The sequence below is a fragment of the Fibrobacter sp. UWB15 genome (assembly GCF_900177705.1).
Classification (GTDB): domain Bacteria; phylum Fibrobacterota; class Fibrobacteria; order Fibrobacterales; family Fibrobacteraceae; genus Fibrobacter.
In genome coordinates, this window is the sequence record NZ_FXBA01000008.1 from 13,618 (window position 1) to 34,320 (window position 20,703).

The 20,703-nt window shown below is 51.9% G+C and carries 14 protein-coding genes; 3 read left to right on the plus strand and 11 right to left on the minus strand.

What is annotated here, in order from left to right:
* Entirely contained in the window at positions 1-2,370 is a 2,370-nt protein-coding gene (locus B9Y58_RS11050; RefSeq protein WP_073056689.1) for a ribonuclease R family protein, read from the plus strand.
* Between the two features lie 90 nt (positions 2,371-2,460).
* Positions 2,461-3,393 (plus strand): rhamnan synthesis F family protein, encoded by a 933-nt coding sequence (locus tag B9Y58_RS11055; RefSeq protein WP_073056686.1) that lies wholly within the window; start codon positions 2,461-2,463, stop codon positions 3,391-3,393.
* Between the two features lie 66 nt (positions 3,394-3,459).
* Here B9Y58_RS11055 and B9Y58_RS11060 read toward each other — a convergent pair whose 3' ends face one another.
* From B9Y58_RS11060 to rpmH, 4 genes are read right to left on the minus strand one after another with little or no spacing between them, the layout of a single operon-like run.
* The gene (locus B9Y58_RS11060; RefSeq protein WP_073056683.1) at positions 3,460-5,307 is read right to left on the minus strand and encodes a YidC/Oxa1 family insertase periplasmic-domain containing protein; all 1,848 of its coding nucleotides are present in this window, start codon (positions 5,305-5,307) and stop codon (positions 3,460-3,462) included.
* Positions 5,304-5,561 (minus strand): membrane protein insertion efficiency factor YidD, encoded by a 258-nt coding sequence (yidD, locus tag B9Y58_RS11065; protein WP_073056679.1) that lies wholly within the window; start codon positions 5,559-5,561, stop codon positions 5,304-5,306. The genes B9Y58_RS11060 and yidD overlap by 4 nt, the downstream gene beginning before the upstream one ends.
* The gene (locus tag B9Y58_RS11070) at positions 5,539-5,889 is read right to left on the minus strand and encodes a ribonuclease P protein component (protein ID WP_233247945.1); all 351 of its coding nucleotides are present in this window, start codon (positions 5,887-5,889) and stop codon (positions 5,539-5,541) included. Before B9Y58_RS11070 ends, yidD begins: the two co-directional genes overlap by 23 nt.
* A gap of 18 nt (positions 5,890-5,907) precedes the next feature.
* Positions 5,908-6,063: a 50S ribosomal protein L34 gene (gene rpmH / locus B9Y58_RS11075; RefSeq protein ID WP_072798095.1), complete on the minus strand. Its 156-nt coding sequence runs from the start codon at positions 6,061-6,063 to the stop codon at positions 5,908-5,910.
* Positions 6,064-6,288: 225 nt separating this feature from the next.
* Between rpmH and B9Y58_RS11080 the strand changes: the two genes are divergently transcribed.
* Complete coding sequence (locus B9Y58_RS11080; RefSeq protein ID WP_073056677.1) at positions 6,289-7,500, plus strand: hypothetical protein; 1,212 nt, start codon at positions 6,289-6,291, stop codon at positions 7,498-7,500.
* An 11-nt stretch (positions 7,501-7,511) separates the two neighbouring features.
* On the opposite strand, the gene B9Y58_RS11085 is transcribed toward B9Y58_RS11080, so the two are convergent.
* The 7 genes from B9Y58_RS11085 to B9Y58_RS11110 form a co-directional block, all read right to left on the minus strand.
* Positions 7,512-8,234, minus strand: a complete 723-nt coding sequence (locus tag B9Y58_RS11085; protein WP_073056676.1) for a methyltransferase domain-containing protein — start codon at positions 8,232-8,234, stop codon at positions 7,512-7,514.
* Positions 8,234-9,472, minus strand: a complete 1,239-nt coding sequence (locus tag B9Y58_RS14600; protein WP_073056674.1) for a carboxypeptidase regulatory-like domain-containing protein — start codon at positions 9,470-9,472, stop codon at positions 8,234-8,236. Before B9Y58_RS14600 ends, B9Y58_RS11085 begins: the two co-directional genes overlap by 1 nt.
* Positions 9,472-10,335: a TIGR02147 family protein gene (locus tag B9Y58_RS11090; RefSeq protein WP_233247946.1), complete on the minus strand. Its 864-nt coding sequence runs from the start codon at positions 10,333-10,335 to the stop codon at positions 9,472-9,474. The genes B9Y58_RS14600 and B9Y58_RS11090 overlap by 1 nt, the downstream gene beginning before the upstream one ends.
* Positions 10,336-10,531: 196 nt before the next feature.
* The gene (locus tag B9Y58_RS11095) at positions 10,532-12,499 is read right to left on the minus strand and encodes an AAA family ATPase (RefSeq protein WP_073056673.1); all 1,968 of its coding nucleotides are present in this window, start codon (positions 12,497-12,499) and stop codon (positions 10,532-10,534) included.
* Complete coding sequence (locus B9Y58_RS11100; RefSeq protein ID WP_083532319.1) at positions 12,496-16,074, minus strand: UvrD-helicase domain-containing protein; 3,579 nt, start codon at positions 16,072-16,074, stop codon at positions 12,496-12,498. Before B9Y58_RS11100 ends, B9Y58_RS11095 begins: the two co-directional genes overlap by 4 nt.
* On the minus strand, positions 16,061-19,585 hold the full coding sequence (locus B9Y58_RS11105; protein ID WP_073056671.1) for an exodeoxyribonuclease V subunit gamma: 3,525 nt from the start codon (positions 19,583-19,585) through the stop codon (positions 16,061-16,063). Before B9Y58_RS11105 ends, B9Y58_RS11100 begins: the two co-directional genes overlap by 14 nt.
* A 23-nt stretch (positions 19,586-19,608) precedes the next feature.
* Complete coding sequence (locus tag B9Y58_RS11110) at positions 19,609-20,625, minus strand: hypothetical protein (protein ID WP_085534927.1); 1,017 nt, start codon at positions 20,623-20,625, stop codon at positions 19,609-19,611.
* Positions 20,626-20,703 lie beyond the last annotated feature (78 nt).

The following is a 20,703-nucleotide window of genomic DNA, read 5'->3' on the forward strand; positions in this document are numbered from 1 at the left end:
ATGGCTCAGCATTTACCTAGCGAAGAACAGATTATTGCCATTTTGCGCGACGAACCGATGGTCGGTAGCCGCCTGCGTAGCGCGCTCGGCCTCCCCAAAAAGCAGAAGATGGCTTTTAAGCAGATGCTCGCCGACATGGTGGACCGAGGCCTCTTGAAGCGCACCAGCCACAAGGAATACCAGCTGGGCGATGGCGAAAGCGTCGAAGAAAAGCGCGAAAAGCGCGTGAAGAAGATTGCGGAACAGTACCCCGAAGACAACCGCCGCCTGGGTGCCCGCAGCCGCAGGCAGACGGGCAAGGAAAACGAGACCCGCGTGAAGCGCGGCATTCTGCACCAGACGGGCGAAGAAGAATGGGAAGTGCACGAACTCGAAACCGGCAAGGTGTACGAGATGTGCCACCGCAGGCAGGCCCCGGGCAAGGAAGGCGAAACCATCAGCTTTACGCTGTACCCGCACCCGAAACTCAAGCATAGCTACCTCGCAAAGGTAGACCGCACCGCCGAAGCCATGAACATCAGCTGGGACGAAGTCAAGACAAAGTTCATGGAAGACGCAAACTTGCCCAAAGACTTTAGCCCCGCCATCAAGAAGTATGTGGACAGCGTCAAGGAGCCGTGCGGCAAGGACTTCAAGGGCCGCGTGGATTACAGGCAGCTCACGATTCTCTGCATTGACCCCGATGGCGCCATGGACCACGACGACGCCATTAGCGTGGAACGCACCCCCAAGGGCTACAGGCTGGGCGTGCACATTGCCGACGTGAGCTACTACGTACCCGAAGGGAGCGAACTCGATGAAGAGGCTCTGGAAAGGAGCTACACGCAGTACCTGCCGTGGACCGCCGTGCCGATGCTCCCGGATAAGCTTTCGAGCAATGTTTGCAGCCTGCACCAGGGTGTGGACCGCTGCGCATTCACCTGCATGATGGAACTCGACAAGCACGCGAACGTGCTCAGCTGGGATTTCCACCGCAGTATCGTGAAGATTACCAAGTCCATTACCTACGAGCAGGCAATGGAAATGATGAAGAACGGCGACGACGACATCAAGGCGCTCGCCGAGGTGACGGCGCTTTTGAAGCAGAACCGCACCAAGGACGGCCTGCTGGAATTCCAGAGCACCGAATTCGGCTGCAAGTTCAACGAAAAGGGTGAACCGGAAAAGATTTACCCGCGCGTAACCGACGAATCGAATTCGTGGGTGGAAGAATGCATGCTTATTGCGAACAACTGCTGCGCGAAGGAGCTCAAGAAGCGCAAGCTCCAGGGCATTTACCGTATCCACGAAGCGCCTGACACCAAGGACATCATGGAACTGTACTACATGTACCCGGACCTGTTCAAGGATTCTCCGGTGATGTTGCGCGACCTGGGCAAGCCCCGCAGCGGCGACACGAACCTGAACCCGACGGCATTCAAGCTGTACGAGCACCTGGTGAAGCGTGCCGCGGGCGACGAAACGCTTACGAACCGAATTCTCCGCAGTATGCAGAAGGCGCATTACGACAGCAACAGCTTCGGACACTTCGCGCTGAACTGGCAGGACTACGCGCACTTCACCAGCCCCATCCGCCGCTACGCCGATTTGTGGTGTCACCGTGAACTCGCGCGCAAGGGCAAGGAAATTACCGCCGAACGCAAGAACAGCGTCATTGAAGTGTGCGACCTGATTTCGGCAAACGAAGTCAAGAACCAGAAAACCGAACGCATCGCCATCAAGGTGTGCAGCTGCTGGATTTTGAAGAGCCACATCGGCGATGACTTCGAGGCAACTGTCTCGGGCATCGAGGAATGGGGTATCTACGTTTCTATCGCAGACCCGATTGCCGAAGGCCTAGTGCGTTTCCGCGATATTGCCGGTGACGACTTCTACGTATTCAACCCGGACCAGGGACTCGCTTTTGGCAAGAAGAGCGGGCGTACGTTCCGGCGCGGCGACAAGGTGCTGGTGCGCCTTTTGCGGGTAGACCCGCTGCGCGGTCAGGCGGACTTCAGCATTATCGAAAAACTCTCTAGCGAACCGAAGAAGCGCCGCCGTCAGGGTGAATCTCGCGACGTTCATGAACGCGCTGACCGCGCCGCCGCGGCGGAAGCCCTCGGCTACGTGAGCCAGCCCGACGAAGACTTTGATGATGACGTTCCGGAATTCGTGTCGGCGCACAGCCACATGAACCGTGGCGGCCGCGGAAAATCACGCGGCGGCAGGTTCGATTCCGACGCCCCGAGTTTCGAACGTTCTGGCCGTAGTTCTCGCGGCAAGGGCGGACGCAACGATCGTAACGATGACCGCGAAGGATTCCACGTTGCAAGCAAGCCTCGCAAGGGCGGCTCCCGCAAGGGTGCCGGTCGCAGCCAAAGGAGAAGGTAATATGCAATGCGTGATGTGAGAAGTGTAATTATACACCTCACACTCCACACCTCACACTAACCACTGTCTACTGCCTACTGTCTACTAAATATGTCCAGCAACGGTAAAATTATTCTCTACGCCAGCTACCAGACCGGGGAAACTCTCCCCGGGTATGTACGGTTTGCGCTAAAGCACCTCGCCGAGACTGATTTTACCGTCGTTCTGCTCACGAACAAGCGTCCGCTTTCGGCCGAGACGATGTCGTTCCTGGAAGACAACGGAATCAAGCTTTACCTGACCGAAAATCACGGGTTCGATTTCGGCATGTGGCGCCGGTTCCTGAAGGATGTTGCCAACGGCCGTAGCAGTCTCGTGGAATTCAACAGCATTAACCGCCTGCTGCTCGTAAACGATTCCATCGTCTACTTCCAGAACAACTTTGCCGACTTTATCCGCCGCGCCGAAGCGAGCACCGCCGACGTGGTATCGCTTACGCAAAACGACGAAGTTCGCCCGCACTTGCAATCGTTCTTCTTGTACCTAAAACAAGAAGCCCTCGGAGCTTTCTACCTGCACCTGCTGGAAACCCCTGAGCAAGAAACATTCTACGATGTGGTAAACCGTCTAGAAATCGGCATGGCAAACGTCTTCGACGAAGCCGAAATCAAGACGGCGTCGCTTTTCAACACGCATTTACCCGCCATGTTTGCCTACCCCGAACTGATTGCCCAAGGTGGCGGATTTATCAAGCGCAAGCTTTTACAGCGTCGCTTCGACTTTAAAGAAAAAGTCCACTTTATTCGCCATGGGGCCTATAAGGCATTAAACGAAGATTACCACAAGCTGGTAGTAAACGCAATTCTTGCACCGGACTTCAAAGAAGAATGGCTCCCGAAGCCCCTTGGCAACTCTGCAACTCAGGTCATCGACAAGCTTTGGCAGAAATCATACCATAAAGTCGGTTGGCCGGTTCTGCGCACCATCATCAAGGCAAAATACAAGATTCTCGGCAAGCCGCTTGACGGCGACGAGTATAAATAAATTTTGTTACTATGCAAAAGCTCCCGAAAAAATCGGGAGCTTTTCCAATATAAATCTTGAGAGCTATTACTTCACGATTTCGGCGTCGACGACCTTCTTGCCATTCACGGTCTTGGGCGTGTTGCCGTTATCGCGGCGGATGATCTTGTACTGAATGATGCTCCAGAAGTTGGACACGATCCAGTAGAGCACGAGGCCAGAGGGCATCACCGCGCTGAAGAGGAACATCATGGCCGGCATCATCCAAGTCATCATCTTGGCCTGGGCGGGGTCCATAGCGCCGTTGCCGCTCATGGTCACCTTGGTCTGGAAGTAGGTGGTAACCACCATAATCCACGGGAGGAGAGCGAGGCCATCGGGCATAAGGAACGGAATGCTGAAACCATGGAAAATCACGTCACTACGGCTGAGGTCGGTAATCCAGAGGAAGGCCGGCATGCCGCGGAGTTCAACGGCGCGACCGAGCACGAAGAAAAGGCCCATGAAGATCGGCATCTGGATAATCATCGGGAGGCAGCCGCCGGTGCAGCTCGCGAGCGGGTTCACGCCGTTCTTGGCGTAAAGCTCCATGATGGCGGCCTGCTTCTTTTGCGGATCGCTACGGTACTTCACGTTGATTTCGTCGAGCTGCGGCTTGAGCTTGCTCATGGCAGAAGTCGACTTGAGCTGCTTGATTGTGAACGGGGTCGTAATGCCGCGCACGATGAAGGTCACGAGGATAATGGCGACGCCGTAGTTCGGAATGATGGAGTAGAAGAACTTGAGCAGTTTGAGAAGCATGGCGCAAATCCACACGAACCAGACGCTGGAACCGGGGAACCACTTGGAACCGGTCACGATGATCTTTTCGTAACCCTGGCCGAGAGCTTCAACTTCTCCCCATTCGAGCGGGAGTACCATGAAATTATAGGCAATGGAATCACCGCGCACGGCATCAGCAATGCTGAGGCTGTAGGTACCCGGATCCGGGTTGCCCTCGGTAGCCAGGTTGATGTGCTTGGCCTTGACCTGGGCGGGCACCGGAGAATCGAACTGCACCGACATGGCCACGTACTTACGGCGCATGCCGACCCAGTAGTAGTTGGCGTTGTCGAAGGTCATGGCATCGTTGAATGTTTCGCGTTCGGTGATTTCGTTGTTCTTGAAAATCACTTCGCTAAAGAAGTAGCTGGTACCGCCGAAGCTCTTGCCCTTCGGGAATTCTTCGGTTTCACGCATGCCGCCCTTCCAGGAGAGCTCGTACTTGTCGACGCGGAAGCCCTTGAACTTGTTCACCTGGCGTACAGCGACGCCGGCCTTGGTAAAGCCGTAGCTACGCACGAGCTGGTTGCCGTTGGCATCGGTAAAGACGAACTGCACCGTGGTATCGTTTTCGACATTGATCCATTCCGGAGCTTCGACATTGAACATGACTTCGGAAAGGTCCGCACCACCGAGGTTCAGGTCGAGGGCGCCGAGCGTGGTATCTTGAATGAGTTCGGGGAAATGGTTTGCGGAATCCGGCAGGGCCTTGACGATAACGCTCTGGACCTTGCCGCCCTTGTTGCTCAGGGTCATGATGAACTTGTCCGTTTCGACCGTGACCGTACGCGGGGCAATCACCTTCGGGGCATCGACTGCGGCAGAGTCATTTGCCACGACTGAGGAATCCTTCACGGCGCTATCGGTAGCGGATTCGACGGCGGCTCCGAGAACCGGGGCTGCCTTGATTTCGGCAGTTGCGCCGGGGAGCACGAGTCCGCTTGCGGACGGAGATTCGGCAGAATCGGCAACCTGGGCGGCGGCTTCCTTCGCGGCAGCCTGCTTAGCGAGCTTCGCCTTTTCGGCAGCTTCGTTGTTCGCGCTGGTCATGGAGAACCACCAAATCATGATGGCTACGATAAGGACGGATCCGATGAGAGTATTCTTGTTCATCTCTTTTCCTTTTTGGGCGGGACCGGGTCATAGCCGCCCTTGCAAAACGGGTTGCACCTTAAAATTCTAAAAACCGCAAGATAGAAACCTTTAAACACCCCGTGTACCCTGATGGCTTCGATCGCATATTGTGAGCACGTCGGCTGGAACCTGCACACCCCATGAAAGAAGAACGGGTGGATAATCTGGTAAAGCCGGATGGGCGCAATCAATGCGCCCTTCAAAACCTCGTTAACCTTGTGCGTCCAGGCCATCGGTCCATTCCATTTTCTTGAACACCTTGAGTGCCGATTCACGCATACGCGCCGAAGACATCACCTCGGAATTGTCACTCACAATGATCATCGCCCACACGGGCTTTGCGATATGGGGAACCCTTTCAAAAAACAGGGGCCGCAGTAATCTACGGCACTTGTTGCGGTAAACGGCGTTGCCATTCTTCTTTTTTGCCAAAAAACAAAAACGACAAAAACCGTCCTGGCTCTCAATCCAGCGCATCGTGAAAGACGGTGTGCGGATGAACTTCCCATGGACGGCTACTTGCCGATAAGCTGGCTGGTTAGGCAGCCTATAGGAGCGCAACGAGGCTATGAGCCAATCCTACTTTTTGTAGATGGTGTCGCTCACGGTGAGGCGCTTGCGACCCTTGGCGCGACGACGGCTCAGAACAGCACGACCCCAACGGTCTTCCATACGGGTGCGGAAACCATGCTTGTTGGCGCGCTTACGATTATGAGGCTGGAATGTTCTTTTCATTGTAGTAACCTTTATTAAAAGTCAAATTTTTTTGAGTCTCAAAATTAGAAAAATTCCTAGATAAATCAAGGGGTTAGGCCCCGTGTAAGCAAGATTTACTCACATTTTTGAGCTTTCCCCAGCGGGTCTGCCAAATTATCAACAATCTATCAACACTCACGAAAAATGCTAACGGGACCTATCGACCATTTGGACACTTCCTATTTAGTTATATTTCCCCGCGTTATGAAGAAGAAAATGATTCTTGCTATTTCCCTTTCGGCAGCCGCATTACTTGCCGGATGCACCAAGGGCCTCAAGCCTAGCGACGCAGACGTTTACCGTAACAAGACCGGCATCATCGGCGTGTTCCGCCAGACAGCATTCTACTGCGAAGACATGATGCCCCAGTACATGACTCTCGGCGCCCAGAAAATTGTGGTGAAACCCAGCTGGAGCCATGATCAGGACAACCTGTTCATCAGCGAAATGAAACCGGGTATCGCCCCGCTGTACAAGTACGAATACGCCTGCGGCATCGACGAAACCAAGCTCACGCTCGACACCGCCGACAATGGCAAGAAACCCTTCCCCTATGCCGTGAAGATTCCGGACAAGGGATTCTGCAAGATCGTGATTTCGTTCCTGGAAAACGACAACCTGTTCTCGCACAACGACGACCTTTTGAGCGAATACTTCGAAAAGCACGAAGTGGCCGCCGGCTACCCGAACATCCCCTACTGCGACGTGATTGACACCAAAGGGAACGTAGTCACCTTCATGAATCGCGACTCGCTCTACCGCGAACAGTACAACGCCGCATTCGAAAAAGCCAAGAACCTCACTAACGACGATATTTACCCGCTGGTTTCTATTGACGGCAACTCCGACAAGGTATCCATGAGCGGAGACAACTCCCAGGTCATTCTCGTCACGTGGCACAACGATCCGGACCGCTTCAAAGACGGCGAAATCACGCACTTGAAAGACGACGAAGTGCTTTGGGCCTTTACCGACAAGGAATTCCTGGCATGGTTCCGCGAAAACCACGCCAAGGTGGACAACTGGGACATTCGCCTGAAGCAGCTCCTGGGCAAGTCCCCCGACACCGACAACAGGTACTTCACCGTGTTCTGGGTAAGGGTGACCGACGTGTTCCGCCCGGCATTCTTCCCCGACATCAGCACCGACATGATGAACACCACCTTCACGAACACGCTCGAAGAAGACACGACGGCTAACGCCATGTGGTTCAAGAACTGGTTCGATAAGGAAAGCTCTGTCGCCTACCGCAAGGACGGATTCCCGTGGACTCGTCTCGGTTACACTTACGACTGGGGCAATCCGAACAGCAAGTACGGCCTCTCGGAATTTATCGTGAAGGAAGGCGCCGAAATCGAAGTGAAGTTCACCCGCAAGAATCGCGCGTTCCTCACCTGGATGAAAGACAGAATGTAGTCAAGCGCCAATTAAGTTTTTACAAGAGTCCGCCAAAGTTGCTGGCGGGCTTCTTTGTATTTACGTTCGAAGGCGGTTTCAAGATTTTCAGGGTCGAAGGCGCCAAGTTCCACATTGAACTTTAGCGAAAGCGCATCGCCGAGGACATGGGCAGCTTCGGCAAATTCGCGGGCATAGATTTCCCAATTGGTACGGAGTTCCGTGACCGGACTCAGACGAAGTAACGTCGGAAATATTGGATGCAAGTGGAAACGTCGAGTCGCCTCGCTTTCCTTGGGCCAGGGGTTCGGGTAATAAAGCGCATGGTACAAAATTTTCCACTCGCCCGCCTCCACTTTTTCGAGCGCGAGCCTCCAGAAGTCTAAAAGTTCCGCACGTACCCAGAAGGCGTTCGCCGGTATATCGCAGGAGGCACCCGCTGAAACTTCGAGTTGTCGTTCGTTGCCCGCCTTCGAGAGCCGCACCGCCGACTTGTCGATTCCGATGACCGGAACATTCGGGAATTTCTTTGCCAAGTGCAGCGTGCTTTCGCCGGTACCGCAGCCCGAATCCAAAACAAGTTCAGCGCAATCCGACGCATTGAACCCGCGCACAAAGTCACACACCCGCTCGAACGCCTCGCGGGTATGGCCCGCCACCGGACGCAAAAAAGTCGTGGCAGCGTACTTGCGCACCACGGCTTCTAGATTCTTGTATAACTCGATTTGGTTGCTGGTTACAGAACGGGCAGTCACTACTTTTCCCAAATGGAGAGGCGATCGCCACCGATCAGTTCGACATCGTCGAGCCAGACTTCTGCGTATCCGTTGATTGGCTTGAAGTCCCAAGCCAGCTGGTTGACGCACTTGAAAGCATCTCTTTCGGCCGGCAGCGGCACACTCACACGCACCCATGCACTATCAAGGCCGTATTCGGACTGGATCAATTTCTGATGGTCAAAATCCAAATTGGAATCGATGATATTGAAGACAACAGAACCGATACCCTTGATGCGGAAGGCAACAGAATCCACCGACGAAATGTCGTTGCAAAGGGCCTTGTCGCTCTTGCCCAGTTCGACACCCATAGTCGCCCAAGGCCAGTAAGCGTTTCCAGAAGAATCCTTGACGATATCGCCGAAGTGGGCGGCCACATGAGCGGAGATGTTGCCGTCTTCGTTAGCAAGCGTAAAGAGGTGGTTTTCGCCGATAATGAAATCGGGAATCACATTGTCGGCAAAGTCGTAATACCACCAACCACCATCGTAAGTACGTGCCGGCATAAAGCGGTTCTGGTAGTTGGAATCCTGGAAGTCTTCAAGCAACAGGGAGTGGCTTTCGTTGGCAAATGTGCCGGACACGGTGCTTTCGCCAGCGAGAACCTTCAAGTAAGTGCTGCTGGTATCGACGTCTTCGACATCGGGAATGAACACCAGGCTGAGCACGCCTTCGGGCAGGGAATCCAGCGTGAAGTTGCCGTCTTTTACCTTGGCGGAATGTTCCAAGCCGCGAACCTTGACAACACCCTTCAGGGACTTGTCACCCACGCTACCGGAAACGGTTGCGGTTTTCTTGAGTCGGTCCTTACCGAGGTCGACACTTGCACCGTTCACCTGGACCGGAATCTGCAAGGCTTCGCCAGCGAGTTTCGCTTCGAGCGTGTAGTCGCCGTCTTCAACGCCTTCGATAGTCACATTGCCGTCCTTGTCAGCTTCGGCAGAATAAGCCTTTTCGTCGCCGAGAGCTTCACTGTCCATAAGACGAACCCTGGCAAGAGCCGCCGGGGACTTTTCGGCTGTCAAAATTTGTGCGGTAATTGCGTTACCCGCTTCGGTACCGCTCGGGCCACCGCCGGCTGTTTTAGTTTCGCCACATGCAACAAGACCAAGCCCGAAAGAAAGGGCAAGGATCGAGGTCACGGCAAACTTAGCCATATTTGCGGGAGTATCCTTCAACACATCCCTAAAATAGAAATTTTCGTTGCGGTTGCGCATTACACCCCCTTGTTTTGCGGAGCGGCGCCGGTATCGGGGTCGTCCACCTTGTCAGACAAAGGGAACATCGCAATATTTAAAGCATACACACGGTCGGCGCGTTCGCTCTTGCGGGCGAACTGCAACAGACCTCTACGGAATTCTTCGATACGGTGGCGGATTTCAGGCAGGTCGGATTCGTCGGCAGTAAACACCACAGACGAAATATCGCGTTCTTCGGGTTTGTGACGGTCGATCGATTCTTGTGCAAGTTCGATCGTATGCCTGTGGAAATCGCGAACCGCCTGGCTCTTGACTTCGCCGCCGGTACTGATAATCTGGTCGGTAATGTTCCAACCGCCATTGCCATCGGGCACCACAAGGCCAAGCTGCTTTAAAATGCCAAGGGCAGAACGCGCTTCGTCCTGCGAAATGGCAGGATTCAAACTCTTGCCGAGTTTGCCGATATCGCTCGTGTCTTTGGTAATGCCAATCAAGGCGCGGAGTGCGGCGCATGCCCAGCTGCCGAAATACGAAAGTTCCGGCGTAGACAGGATTCGGGTCTCCATGGAACGGAGTTCCATGAGCCGGTAGTACAGTTCCGAAAGGGTCTGCTTGGCCTTGGTCTTGTTGAAACGGTATAAAGTCTTGAAGTATTCGGCACGGCGGTCATCGAGTCCGCAAATACGGATAAATGCCGGGAGCGTGCCCTCGTTCAGATGCCCTTCTTTCTGGAATACGCGCACAAGCCAGGCCGGGTCAACTCCGGTCTTCTGGCCAAGATAGCGGTACGAGGTGAAGGGGCTGCCTTTCTTGGTTTCGACAAACCAATCCTTCAGGAACTCGCGGTATTCCAAATAGTCTAATACTTCGGGCATAGCCATAATTTACCCAAATATAGATAGAAAATGTTTACAATCCATTGAGAGTTATAAAGTTCCGTTGCTTTTTTTACAACAGCAATTCTCAACACCTCAAAAGCCCCAAAACGCAATTTTTTTTTAGAAAAATCGCGGAATTTCTCTAATTTCAAGGATTTTGGCAGCGAAAACAGGCCTCCGCGAGCAAAAACACCGAGTCTTACAGCTCGATACCCGTGTCGCGTTCGATGACCGTCTCGCAAGCGGCCTTGAACGTCTCGGGAGTCGCGATGATGGAGAGCGACTGCTTTTTGGTGCGGGTGATGCCCGTATACAAGATTTGCCGATTCAAAAGCGGATGCCCCTTGCGCGTCGGCAGGAACATCATGACATTTGGGTAGCCGGACCCCTGCGATTTGTGGATGGTGATGGCAAAGGAGGGCTCCAGGCAATCTTCCGCAAAATACGAAAGCGGGTAGAAGACGAATTTGGACTGCTTTTTAAGCATTAAGAAGTACTGCTCATGGCGATTCGATTTAACCACGATTCCCGTGTCGCCATTATACAACTTAAATTCATTCTGGTTGCGATTGAAAATCAGGATTTGCCCCACGAACCGTGTTGACGAATTTGGGGTGAGTGTTTCGGCGACAATCTGGTTCAGCGTTTCGACACCGCGGTTGCCGCGCCTTTCTGCCGAAAGGATTCTCGCCTGATTCGCCGCGTCCCAAAGTTTTTCGCAAATGGACCGCTGTTCGGGCGTCACGCATTCCGAAGGAATATCCGGATCGACTTTTTCTGCAAGGTCTATAAGCGGGACGTAGAATTTCAGGCTCCACTTGCGGACTAGATTTTCGACGGTGCGGAGTTCCTCCCGACGAGAAAGCGTTTGACCTTGGTCGAGGTCTATCAGGTGAACGCTATCGCGTTCTTCCCAATAAGTCGCGCGAGCATTAAAGGGGGCGGCCTCGAAAGCGACTTCTTCGCCGCGCTGGATTTTACCCGCCAGCACGCCGATTCTAGACTCGTCGTTGAATCGGTTGGAACGAATCAGCTTGACGACGAAATTGTAGTCGAATTCCAGAATGTTGCCGAGTACGGCGCCAGCATCAACCGAGGGCAACTGATTCGGATCGCCCAAAATGAACAGTTTGAAGTTTCCGCTGGGCGGGAGCGCCTGCAAAAAAGCGGCAAATAACGAAACGTCAATCATGCTCGCTTCGTCGATGATGTAAATCGCCTTTTCGGGAAGCGGATTGCCGGAATTGAAAGTGAAACCGCCCTTCGCAACGCTGTATTTCAAAAGCCTATGCAAGGTATAGCTCGATGCCTTGGCGAGCTTTTCTACAAAACGAGGATTTTCGTCGCAGGCCGCCGTCGAAATTTCATGCAAGGTATCGTCCATACTTTCGGCGAGGCGGTCAGCCGCCTTACCGCTCGGAGCAGCCATGTACAAATCCCAATTCAAGTAGTCCGCATCGCTTGCAAAAAGTTTCCAGAGCAAGAACCCGATAACGGTCGTCTTTCCGGTGCCGGGCCCGCCCGTGACAATCAAATTCTGCGATACACCGCGAGCGATGACTTCGGCCTGACGGTCATCGAAATGAATCGGCGAACCTTCACGAAGCAACCCCTGTACAAAATCCTTGGCCAGTTGCACGGCGGAGCCATCAAGCAAAGATTCCTTGAAGAAGCCCGACTTGAAAATGTTTTCGATGTGGTTCTTGTCTTCGAGATGCTTCGCCGAAATCAGATAGTCGCATCGGGGCGTTTGCTGTAAGCGCAACGGCGTCGCATTGTCACCTATAATTTGCGTGTACTTGCCCGCGGCAATATCTCGCACCCCACTCATGATAAGCGGTTTGAATGTATCTGCGGCCAGGTACGGTTCCGTACGCTTGAAGCTTTTTAAGGCGTCGCGGCTTTCCGCCTGAACCACGAGACCGTTCCACTTCTGTTCCCATTTAGCATAGAGCCTTTCGGCATCGAGGGGAATGCGGGTGTTGCCGTCTTCCAATAAGGAGAGGTAAATGAGCAGAACCTTTTGCGCCTCGAAAGACAGTTGCGGTTTCTGTTGCAATGCGCAGAGCAGATTCAGCATCTTTTCGGCGATGGGAGAAATCCCGCGCATTTCACGAAGCAGGGAGAAGTATTCCGCGACCGAACCATTGACGTTTACAACACTCATGCGGACTCCTTCGTGCTACGCTTCATCAGGGCAGCGACATTGCGGTAGCTCTTTTCAAGATCACTGTAGCTCTTCCATGTTTGGCAATAAATGCCGTTGCAGGTCCCGGCGTTAGTGCCGCGGGCAAGTGCATAGTAGATGCCGCCGAAATGCTTTTCAAAAATCTGCGGTTCGTCTTCTCCATAAAATTGTTTAAGCCACTTAATCAGCAAATAACTGTAAAGTACGCGCTGGATAGAATATTCCTCTTCGATCTTTTGCGAAAGGGCGTCCTTGTCGCTGTAATCGGCATCGTCCATCACGTCAGATTTCCAGTCCAGAATCGAATAGTAATCTTCGCCGTCGTCGCCCTTGCGGACAAACATCAAGTCAATAAATCCTTTGCACAGGCAATTCATCCAAGACGATTCTTCGCCGTGGCTATCTAGATGAAACCCCATTTCGGCACGGCGCATAGCGGCAGGCAAATCCTTGAGGCGGAATGTTTTTCCGGTAGCAATGCTCCCGTGAATTTCGGGGAGTTCCGCATTCATGGTATTCCAGATAAAGCCCGCCGTCAAGTCGTTCCATTCGGGGTGTTCCTGAATATGAATCGAATTGCCTTGATAAGTTTCGGCGATCAGATTGCGCAAGGTTGCGTCTTCGCGAGCCGCATTTTCGTCAGGCAAATTTCCGACGGTTTCAAAATCCAGATTTTCAAAAACCTTGTGCAAGGCATCGCCCAAATTCGCGCCGCGGGGATAATTCGCGACACCTGCGACAGGTGCATTCTTGTCGTAATTTGCGCAGGGTTGCACCAACGCAGATGCGTCATCTATCAAGATGCTGTTAGTTCCGCTGCCTGCCTCGATAAAGTCTTCACGGTTTGCGCGATTCCCATCGACAGAAATTTCTCCGTTGTCGTAAAAATCTTCGCGATTTTCAAGCACGCGCTTTTTAGAAGCCAGGCTTGAATAGGAATACTGGTAAATGCAGGCGTCATTCACCTTGTTCTGCAACGATTCGAAATCGGGCAACCTGCTATCGTCGGGCTTTTCATCTTTTGTGTTGCGCAAAATCTGGGCCACCATTTTCTTAAGTTGCGAAGCGCTTGCCGTCGCATAGGAATCAGCATGGGAATCGTCCTGACAGGTGCGCGCAAAATCCGTTTCGGAAAGTCGCGCAATGGCATTCGCCAAGAAGGCAAAAGGTTTATTCGGCTTAACCGTTTTACCATCATCTTCGAACCAGATTTTATACTGCGGAACAATCATCAATGATTCAGCGCGGGTATATGCCACGTAAATGAGCCTGCGCCATTCCGCATGGTTCTCTCTTTTGCTCGTCTCGCTAGAAACTCCGGCATCAAAGCCGATGTATTTTTGCCCTTCGTAATCGAAAGAGAACGGTTCACGTTCCTTGCGGTAATTATCCCCGCGAAGCCCGCCAGTAATAATCGCAATCGGGAAAGCGAGGCCCTTAGAAGCGTGGATTGTCATGAGGTTCACGGCATCAAAATCGCTCCCCTTCGCGACTAGGTTTCCATCGGCGTCATCGACATCTTCCGAAGAATTCGCAAGCCCTTGCAGGTGCTTGATAACTTCTTCCAGCGAGACCTGATTATTGTACAGGTAGTCAAAAATGTAAGTCCCGATTTGCTTGACTTTCGCCAACTGCTGCAACGTTGCGGGCGTACTCAGATACTTGTCGATTTCCGTTTCCTGATAAATGCTTTCCTGAAGTTCCGCCCAGCGGCCTTTCGCCACCAACTGACGCCAACCAACAAAAAGCTTCATGATGTCGCCAGTCGGATAAATGAACGATTCATCCTCAACGCGTTCCAGGGGAACCCTGAAAAAGTCCGTAATCAAGGCCTCGTTCAGGAACTTGCGATTCCAACTGGAAAAATCCGGGGCATCCAAAGCCTTCAACAGCGAAATCCAATGGGCGCATTCCTTGCCGTAAAAAAGATTCGTATCCTTGTAGCGGGTATAAGGAATACCCACCTGCGCCATGGCGCTTTCCAAGGCAGTCATCTCGCTTCGGGTACGCGAAAGAATGGCAAAATCCGAGAAGCGCACATTCCGCAGTTCTTTTTCGTCCTTGTCGAAAACCCGCAGCGATGTCTTGGAAGGATCACCTGCACTGGGAGCACAACATTCGACGATTTTACGCACCGCGAATTCTGCAAACTCGTATTCGTCCGACACGTTCGAAATCCACAAGGGTGCCGTCTTTTCGCCATTCAAAACAGGAGGCTGCTTTTTCAACTTGTCCACCGGGACATCCGATTTCGAGAAGTCGCCATTTTCAAGGAAATCGCCCTGGAACAGTTCGTTGCAGGCCTCGATGATATCGTCGCTGGAACGGTAGTTTGTCGAAAGCCTGCGCCCATTCTTCTCGCCGATTTCGGCAATGGCGTGGCGATAAACACCCACATCGGCCCCTTGGAACGAAAAGATAGACTGCTTCGGATCGCCCACGACGACGATGTTGTTATCAGGGGACTCCAAGAAAATCGTCTTGAAGATATCCCACTGCAACTGGTTCGTATCCTGAAATTCGTCGATGATGGCGTAGCGATACGTTTCGCGCAGTTTCTGCACCAGTTCGCCGCTACCATTTAAAACCGATTCGTGGACATCATTGATCATGTCGCTGAACGACTGCGCTTTGCCTTCGCGCTTTTCTTTTTGCCAAAGTTCCACTAGGTCTTTCACATGGTCGAAAATGAATTTCTGGAACACCTCTAGGGCGGCCTTCTGCAAATCCATATCCTTGAGGTCAAAGAAAAAATCGACCGCCGCATTCAATTCGTCGCTTTCCCAGACGCCTCGCCATTTTTTCGTAAACGTTCTCGGGAAAAGCTTATCGTCACCCTTGTAAGCCTTTATGGCAGCGATAAAATCCGACAGTTTTAGAAGATTCGTTTTCGTCTTGAGGACTTCTTCGTAAGTTTTATCCTTGTTCTTGAGCAATACATTCCACGCGTTACGCGCTCCAGGAGCCCACTGCAAAATTCCTTCAAGAGTGCTGTAGTCGGGTTCAAATTTTTTTGCCTCGCGATTCTGCAACATAAACTTGGCCGCATTCACAAAATTCTTGACGAACAAGTTCATCTTGAATTTCGAAGAATTCAGCATGTTCATGAATTCCGTTTCGAAAGACCACTTATCACGAATCAGTCGCTGAATCAGGTTTTCGATGCCGTCGTCCGAAACGACTTCCAAGTTAAAGGAAGAACCCGCCTCGTAAGCAAAATCGTGCAACACCTTCTGGCAAAAGGAATGGATGGTAAAAATCGGTGCCGTATGGATATTCTGCAAGGCTTCGCGGTAGCATTCCAGATTTTCTTCGGCGAGGCAGTCTTCCATCTTTTGGCGGATACGGTCGCGAAGTTCACCGGTCGCCTTGTCGGTGTAAGTGACAATCAAAATTTTCGAAAGCGGAATACCTGCGCGGCCATTTTCGCCACGAACCAGTTTTGCCACCAACTGCTGGATGGTGTATGTCTTGCCCGTTCCTGCCGAAGCATCGATATAGAGGTTATTGCCGAGATGAAAATCATCAATGTTAAAAAGCTTAATCTGGGTCATCGACGGTCCCTCCTATCACATCGGAAGTCCACAAATCGGGAGTCAATTCCTTGAGGTCCTGACATTCCTTGTTCCAGAGATCCATAAAGTATTTTTCGGGGAATCCGCTGACCTTCTTGATATCGAACAACTTGGCGCCTGCGAAATATTTCCAAGGCGAATGGTTTTCGTCATTGAACGCCTTGATGTAATCGTCGTATGATTCAACTTTGTTTTCGGACACCATGTCAATCGGGAGAACCTTGCTGTAGCGTTCCCACTTTCCGCTCGTATCCATCTGCACCGCAAACATTTTGCGGTAAATCTTTTCGAGCAGCTGTTCCGCTTCGACGGGAGTCCGCCGGACAGGCTTCGCTTGCCATATCTTTTTGGAATAGCAATCGATGAAAATTTCAGGAACAGGTTCGTTTTTCTGCCCCGCCTCGCAAATGAGTGCAAGCGCCTGGATATAACCCGTCAAAAAATGGTACTGGTGGATTTCAACACCCGCCGTATCAATCAGGTGAAAGCACCTATCGTTCTGCACATACAGGGGAATAGTCCCTAGCAGCGTCCAGCCATTCATCTTGAGTTCGACGGTCTTTCGGCCATACCGAAAATCAGGCTTACGATACAAACCGGCAATCAAGTTGGCCCAGCACTTTGTTTCATCAAGGATGTCATTCCAGATGCGTTCGCTGAAAGCCCCCTTGGGCAAAAGCCCCTTGGAAAGTGCGTAAGTGCGGATGTCTTCCCATGTGGTCAAATGATCGTTTTCAAAGACACCCAACATTTGGGCAAGCAGCATGCGGCGCAAAACCGTCTCTTGCAACTTGTCAACAAGGACAGGCTCGAATTCCGTCTTTTCGGGGTCTTCCTTTTCGTCTTCGATTTGCATCATCTGACCGACGCGGAACACGAAAGGATCCTTGAGAAATTCCTTGAACTGGTAGACACTCACCTGTTCGGGGAGGCGCGGGTCTTCGCCATTTTCGGGGTCGGGTGTAAAGTTGACCACATCGCGGTCATTGCCGAATTCCAGATGCGCCTTCTTATTACGAATCTCGCGCTGGGTAAATAGCATTTCCCACGGGCGCGTTTCATCCAGCGGGATATTGTCGTCGGGCCACAAGTTCTTGAGAGTCGAAACATCCGTCACGCCAGCAGCCTTCGCCGCGTTCCTCAGGAATCCGCGAATGTCGTTGACAATCGACGACGGGTAAAAGTCCTCGTCTTTTTGCAGGTCCTTATTCACATAGCTTATGAAGAATCCCTCGGCAGTACTCATGAGCTGGCAGAGGAAAGCGTAGCGGTTCCTGCTAACGACCGAATCGTCGCCAGGCCAGGGGCGGCATGACTTGCGCAAATCGAGCGTATTCGTATTCCGTACCCCCGGAAAGTTCGCCGCATCGGCACCCATAAAGAACAGGTACTTTGTCGGGACAATGCGGTTCGGCGCGAATTTCATGAAAGTAAGCCCGTTAATAAACAGGTTTCCGCAACTGTATTCCGAACCACGTGCCGCATACATCAGAGTCTGCGAAACAATCTTGAACGAAATCGCCTCGCTACCGGCAAGGTACTGGTATTCCAAATTTTCACGGGCCGAGGTAACCGCGTGGTAAATGACGCTTTCGCCCGCAAGTTCCTTGGGAGGGTTCCCCATGCAAAGCCAGGAATCCAAAAACTGATAAATGGCCGAAAGGTCCGAATCCACGTTCATCCAATTTTCAAGCGAATCAATGGCATCTACAAATCGGTAAAGCGAACTGCTGTCGGAGCTGCTGATATCGCTGTAGGGCTGAATTTCGCCAGAATCGGTTTCTACGCCGCCATAAGAAAAACGTGAAAGCAAAAGCCGCCGGGTCGCCGTCACCCAGGATTCTTCGCGACGATTTTCGCCGTTGTCGTCGACGATGCGGTCGCGGTAAACATTCATATTCGACGCCCAGGATTCCCAATTGGAAACTTCGTCAGCATGAATCCTGCGGACATTTTGCACCACGGGGTTACGCACCAGGGCAAAAAAGTCGGGCCTCGAAAGCGTTTCCTTTTCGTGAATCGCAAAAAGAATCGAAAGCGCATTCGCCGTCAGTGAATCGCGGGCGGCAGAATCGACAATGTTAAACGGAACATGGAACCCATCACGGGTCTGATCAAACACCTGAAAAATCGCCGTACGGTAATCGTCGATATTCGGGGAAACCACGAGGATATCGGCAATCGTCGCTTTCGGGTTTCCGAAGACATCTTTTTCTGAAAGCAACTTGCAAATGCGGGAATGGAGCGCTTCCACTTCGCGAATTTTCGAAGGCGCCGTTGTCACGCCGAAAGAAGCGTCTTTTTCAAACGGAATCTTATCGAGGACATCCGTATTTTCGCAGAAGACATTCTTACGATGGGCCACCATCCACTGCACCTGATGCAGCAGGGTGTCGCAAGGCATTTCCTTATTACGGTCGACAATGGAATCGCCATCGAATATAAAGTTGTAATCGGTTGCGATACTCCAGAGCTTGATGTTGTCGCGACCAGCCTTGCCCCAATAGCGCAAAAGCTCGTTTTCGTCTTCGTCTATTGATTCGCTTTCGTCGGCAGGATCTGCCGCAAGACACGGAAGCGCAAGTTTCATGCTTTCGAGTGGTTTCTGCCTGCCGCTGCAATCTTCCCAGAACGCCATGCAGGGGTTTTGAATATAGGCGTAAATTTCGTGCTGGTTTGCAAACTCCTGCAAGATGACGCGGTAGAACTGCCCCATGCCCGAAAGGCCAAAAATAAAGATCGGGAGATCGCTATCGTAATTGAATTTGACCTTGCCGTTTTCAGTTTTGCAGGCTTCGTACAAATACGGAAGCGTCAGGTAGGTGACATTTTCGCCACTCTTTTCGGCAGACTTTTCAAACACCTGCGTCAAGAGCGATTTTCCCTTGTCACCAGCATGGAACAAGGCCGAATAAAGTTTTCGCTGCCATTCCTCGTTTGCAGCGACCGAACCGTCGCGCGTGATAAAGAAATCACGCAAGTTTCCCTGTTTCCAGCAGTCCAAAATTCCCTTGGCACTGTCGCCGGTTTCAGAATCCGAAATAAAACCACTCGGGCGGCTCGTTTCGTATTCCAAAAAGAGCCCCGCCATCACGTTCGCAAAATCGAAAAGCCGGTTTTCATCAATCACACCATCGCTTTCGAGATATGCCTTGACGCTTTCGCCCAAAAGCTGGTAATTAAGCTTTCCGTCCGTTTCTTGCTGCAAGTATGCAATTATGACATTTGCAAGCATGTCGGAAGAAAGCTTTTTAAGGCGGCCGTTTTCGCCCACCAAAATACCGAAAAGGAACCTGTCGATGGTACTCTTGTTCAGGTTTGCAAGCACCCCTTTCTTTTGCACCCAGCGCAGGCGGAACCACTGTTCCAGTTTCGGGTCCGGGAAAATGACAATCGGAGCCTCGAAAGGATTTTTCCAACACCGAGAAATCTCGTCGATCATTTCGTCGGCGAGATTTTCGAGGTTCAATGCAAATTTCAGGTGCAACATAACTGCAATCTAAAAAATATCCGCTAGAATTTCAGCCGAACAATAATAGCATTCTCGAAATAGTCGGGATTACCGCCGATGCGCCAAAGCGAAGATTCGTAGCTGTACAAGTTCGGACGCGCATGGCGAAGAATGGCAGCCCCCGTCGACCGCAGATACCCCGCCTTGCATTTGCTGCGGGCCCCCTTCAGCACCGATTCCAAATCGTCGATAAATACACTGACGGCATTGTGGTCATGTGGATTGTAAGGTTCTGCCTGCACCTTCACCTTGAGCGATTCAAAAATTTCGCTACGTTTCTTGCCTGCCTTTTCAGGATCGTCCGCAAAATGGAATCCTGTCGCTGCCCCAGAAATCTTTTCGAATTTTTCGATGCTATCGACCCAGGGGTGATTTGCCGCCCCCACGATTCCCATGGTGAAATTGAACTTGCGATTTCCGTCACCCTTGAAATAGCGAATGAACATACCCTCTGCCGTTTCCTTGCTGGGTTCCGGTTTCAGGGCCTCGCGAGCAGCCGCATAAAGAATCGTCGCCGTATCGGTTTCGCCAGTAGAAACAGGTGCATCATTCGCATAAATTTGCAAGAAGTTTCCATCGCCATGGAATCCCCCGTAGATCCAGGCAAAAAGCGACTCGGGAGCCACTGGCTTCAAGATATGCAGCAGAATCGGCGTAAAGTTTGCAAACACCATCGAACGCCTATGCAAAAGTTCCGCCACCAAAAGACTATCGCGCATCTCAACCGCAAGCAACAGCGCCCCGACATGCAACAAGAAGGAATACTGGTTTGCATCCAGGTTCTTGATGTCTACGGGAATGTACACCGAAATCTCTGCCAGCAATGTTTCAGGCAAGTAGGTATACCACGAAGGCGTAAAATAGGCACTTCCCTCGACGCACTGCATGCGCGAAAGTTCATCGGCCGAAGGCGTTGCAGCTCCAGCATAATCCAAGATTCCGGTTTCGCTGCGGGTAAAGGCGTAAGCATTCACCGCCTTGGATGTTTTGATACTGACGTAAAAGATATCATTTGCCATTGTAGGCCTCCTTGTTGAAGGTTACAATGTAAATATAGATTTAAATAGTGTCATAAAATGACACTTTGTAATTTTACG

Bases quoted from the DNA above. Each gene is read 5' to 3' on its own strand.
- B9Y58_RS11050 (WP_073056689.1), top strand. From the start codon at position 1: ATGGCTCAGCATTTACCTAGCGAAGAACAGATTATTGCCATTTTGCGC.
- B9Y58_RS11055 (WP_073056686.1), top strand. From the start codon at position 2,461: ATGTCCAGCAACGGTAAAATTATTCTCTACGCCAGCTACCAGACCGGG.
- B9Y58_RS11060 (WP_073056683.1), bottom strand. From the start codon at position 5,307: ATGAACAAGAATACTCTCATCGGATCCGTCCTTATCGTAGCCATCATG.
- yidD (WP_073056679.1), bottom strand. From the start codon at position 5,561: ATGGCCTGGACGCACAAGGTTAACGAGGTTTTGAAGGGCGCATTGATT.
- rpmH (WP_072798095.1), bottom strand. From the start codon at position 6,063: ATGAAAAGAACATTCCAGCCTCATAATCGTAAGCGCGCCAACAAGCAT.
- B9Y58_RS11080 (WP_073056677.1), top strand. From the start codon at position 6,289: ATGAAGAAGAAAATGATTCTTGCTATTTCCCTTTCGGCAGCCGCATTA.
- B9Y58_RS14600 (WP_073056674.1), bottom strand. From the start codon at position 9,472: ATGCGCAACCGCAACGAAAATTTCTATTTTAGGGATGTGTTGAAGGAT.
- B9Y58_RS11090 (WP_233247946.1), bottom strand. From the start codon at position 10,335: ATGGCTATGCCCGAAGTATTAGACTATTTGGAATACCGCGAGTTCCTG.
- B9Y58_RS11095 (WP_073056673.1), bottom strand. From the start codon at position 12,499: ATGAGTGTTGTAAACGTCAATGGTTCGGTCGCGGAATACTTCTCCCTG.
- B9Y58_RS11100 (WP_083532319.1), bottom strand. From the start codon at position 16,074: ATGACCCAGATTAAGCTTTTTAACATTGATGATTTTCATCTCGGCAAT.
- B9Y58_RS11105 (WP_073056671.1), bottom strand. From the start codon at position 19,585: ATGTTGCACCTGAAATTTGCATTGAACCTCGAAAATCTCGCCGACGAA.
- B9Y58_RS11110 (WP_085534927.1), bottom strand. From the start codon at position 20,625: ATGGCAAATGATATCTTTTACGTCAGTATCAAAACATCCAAGGCGGTG.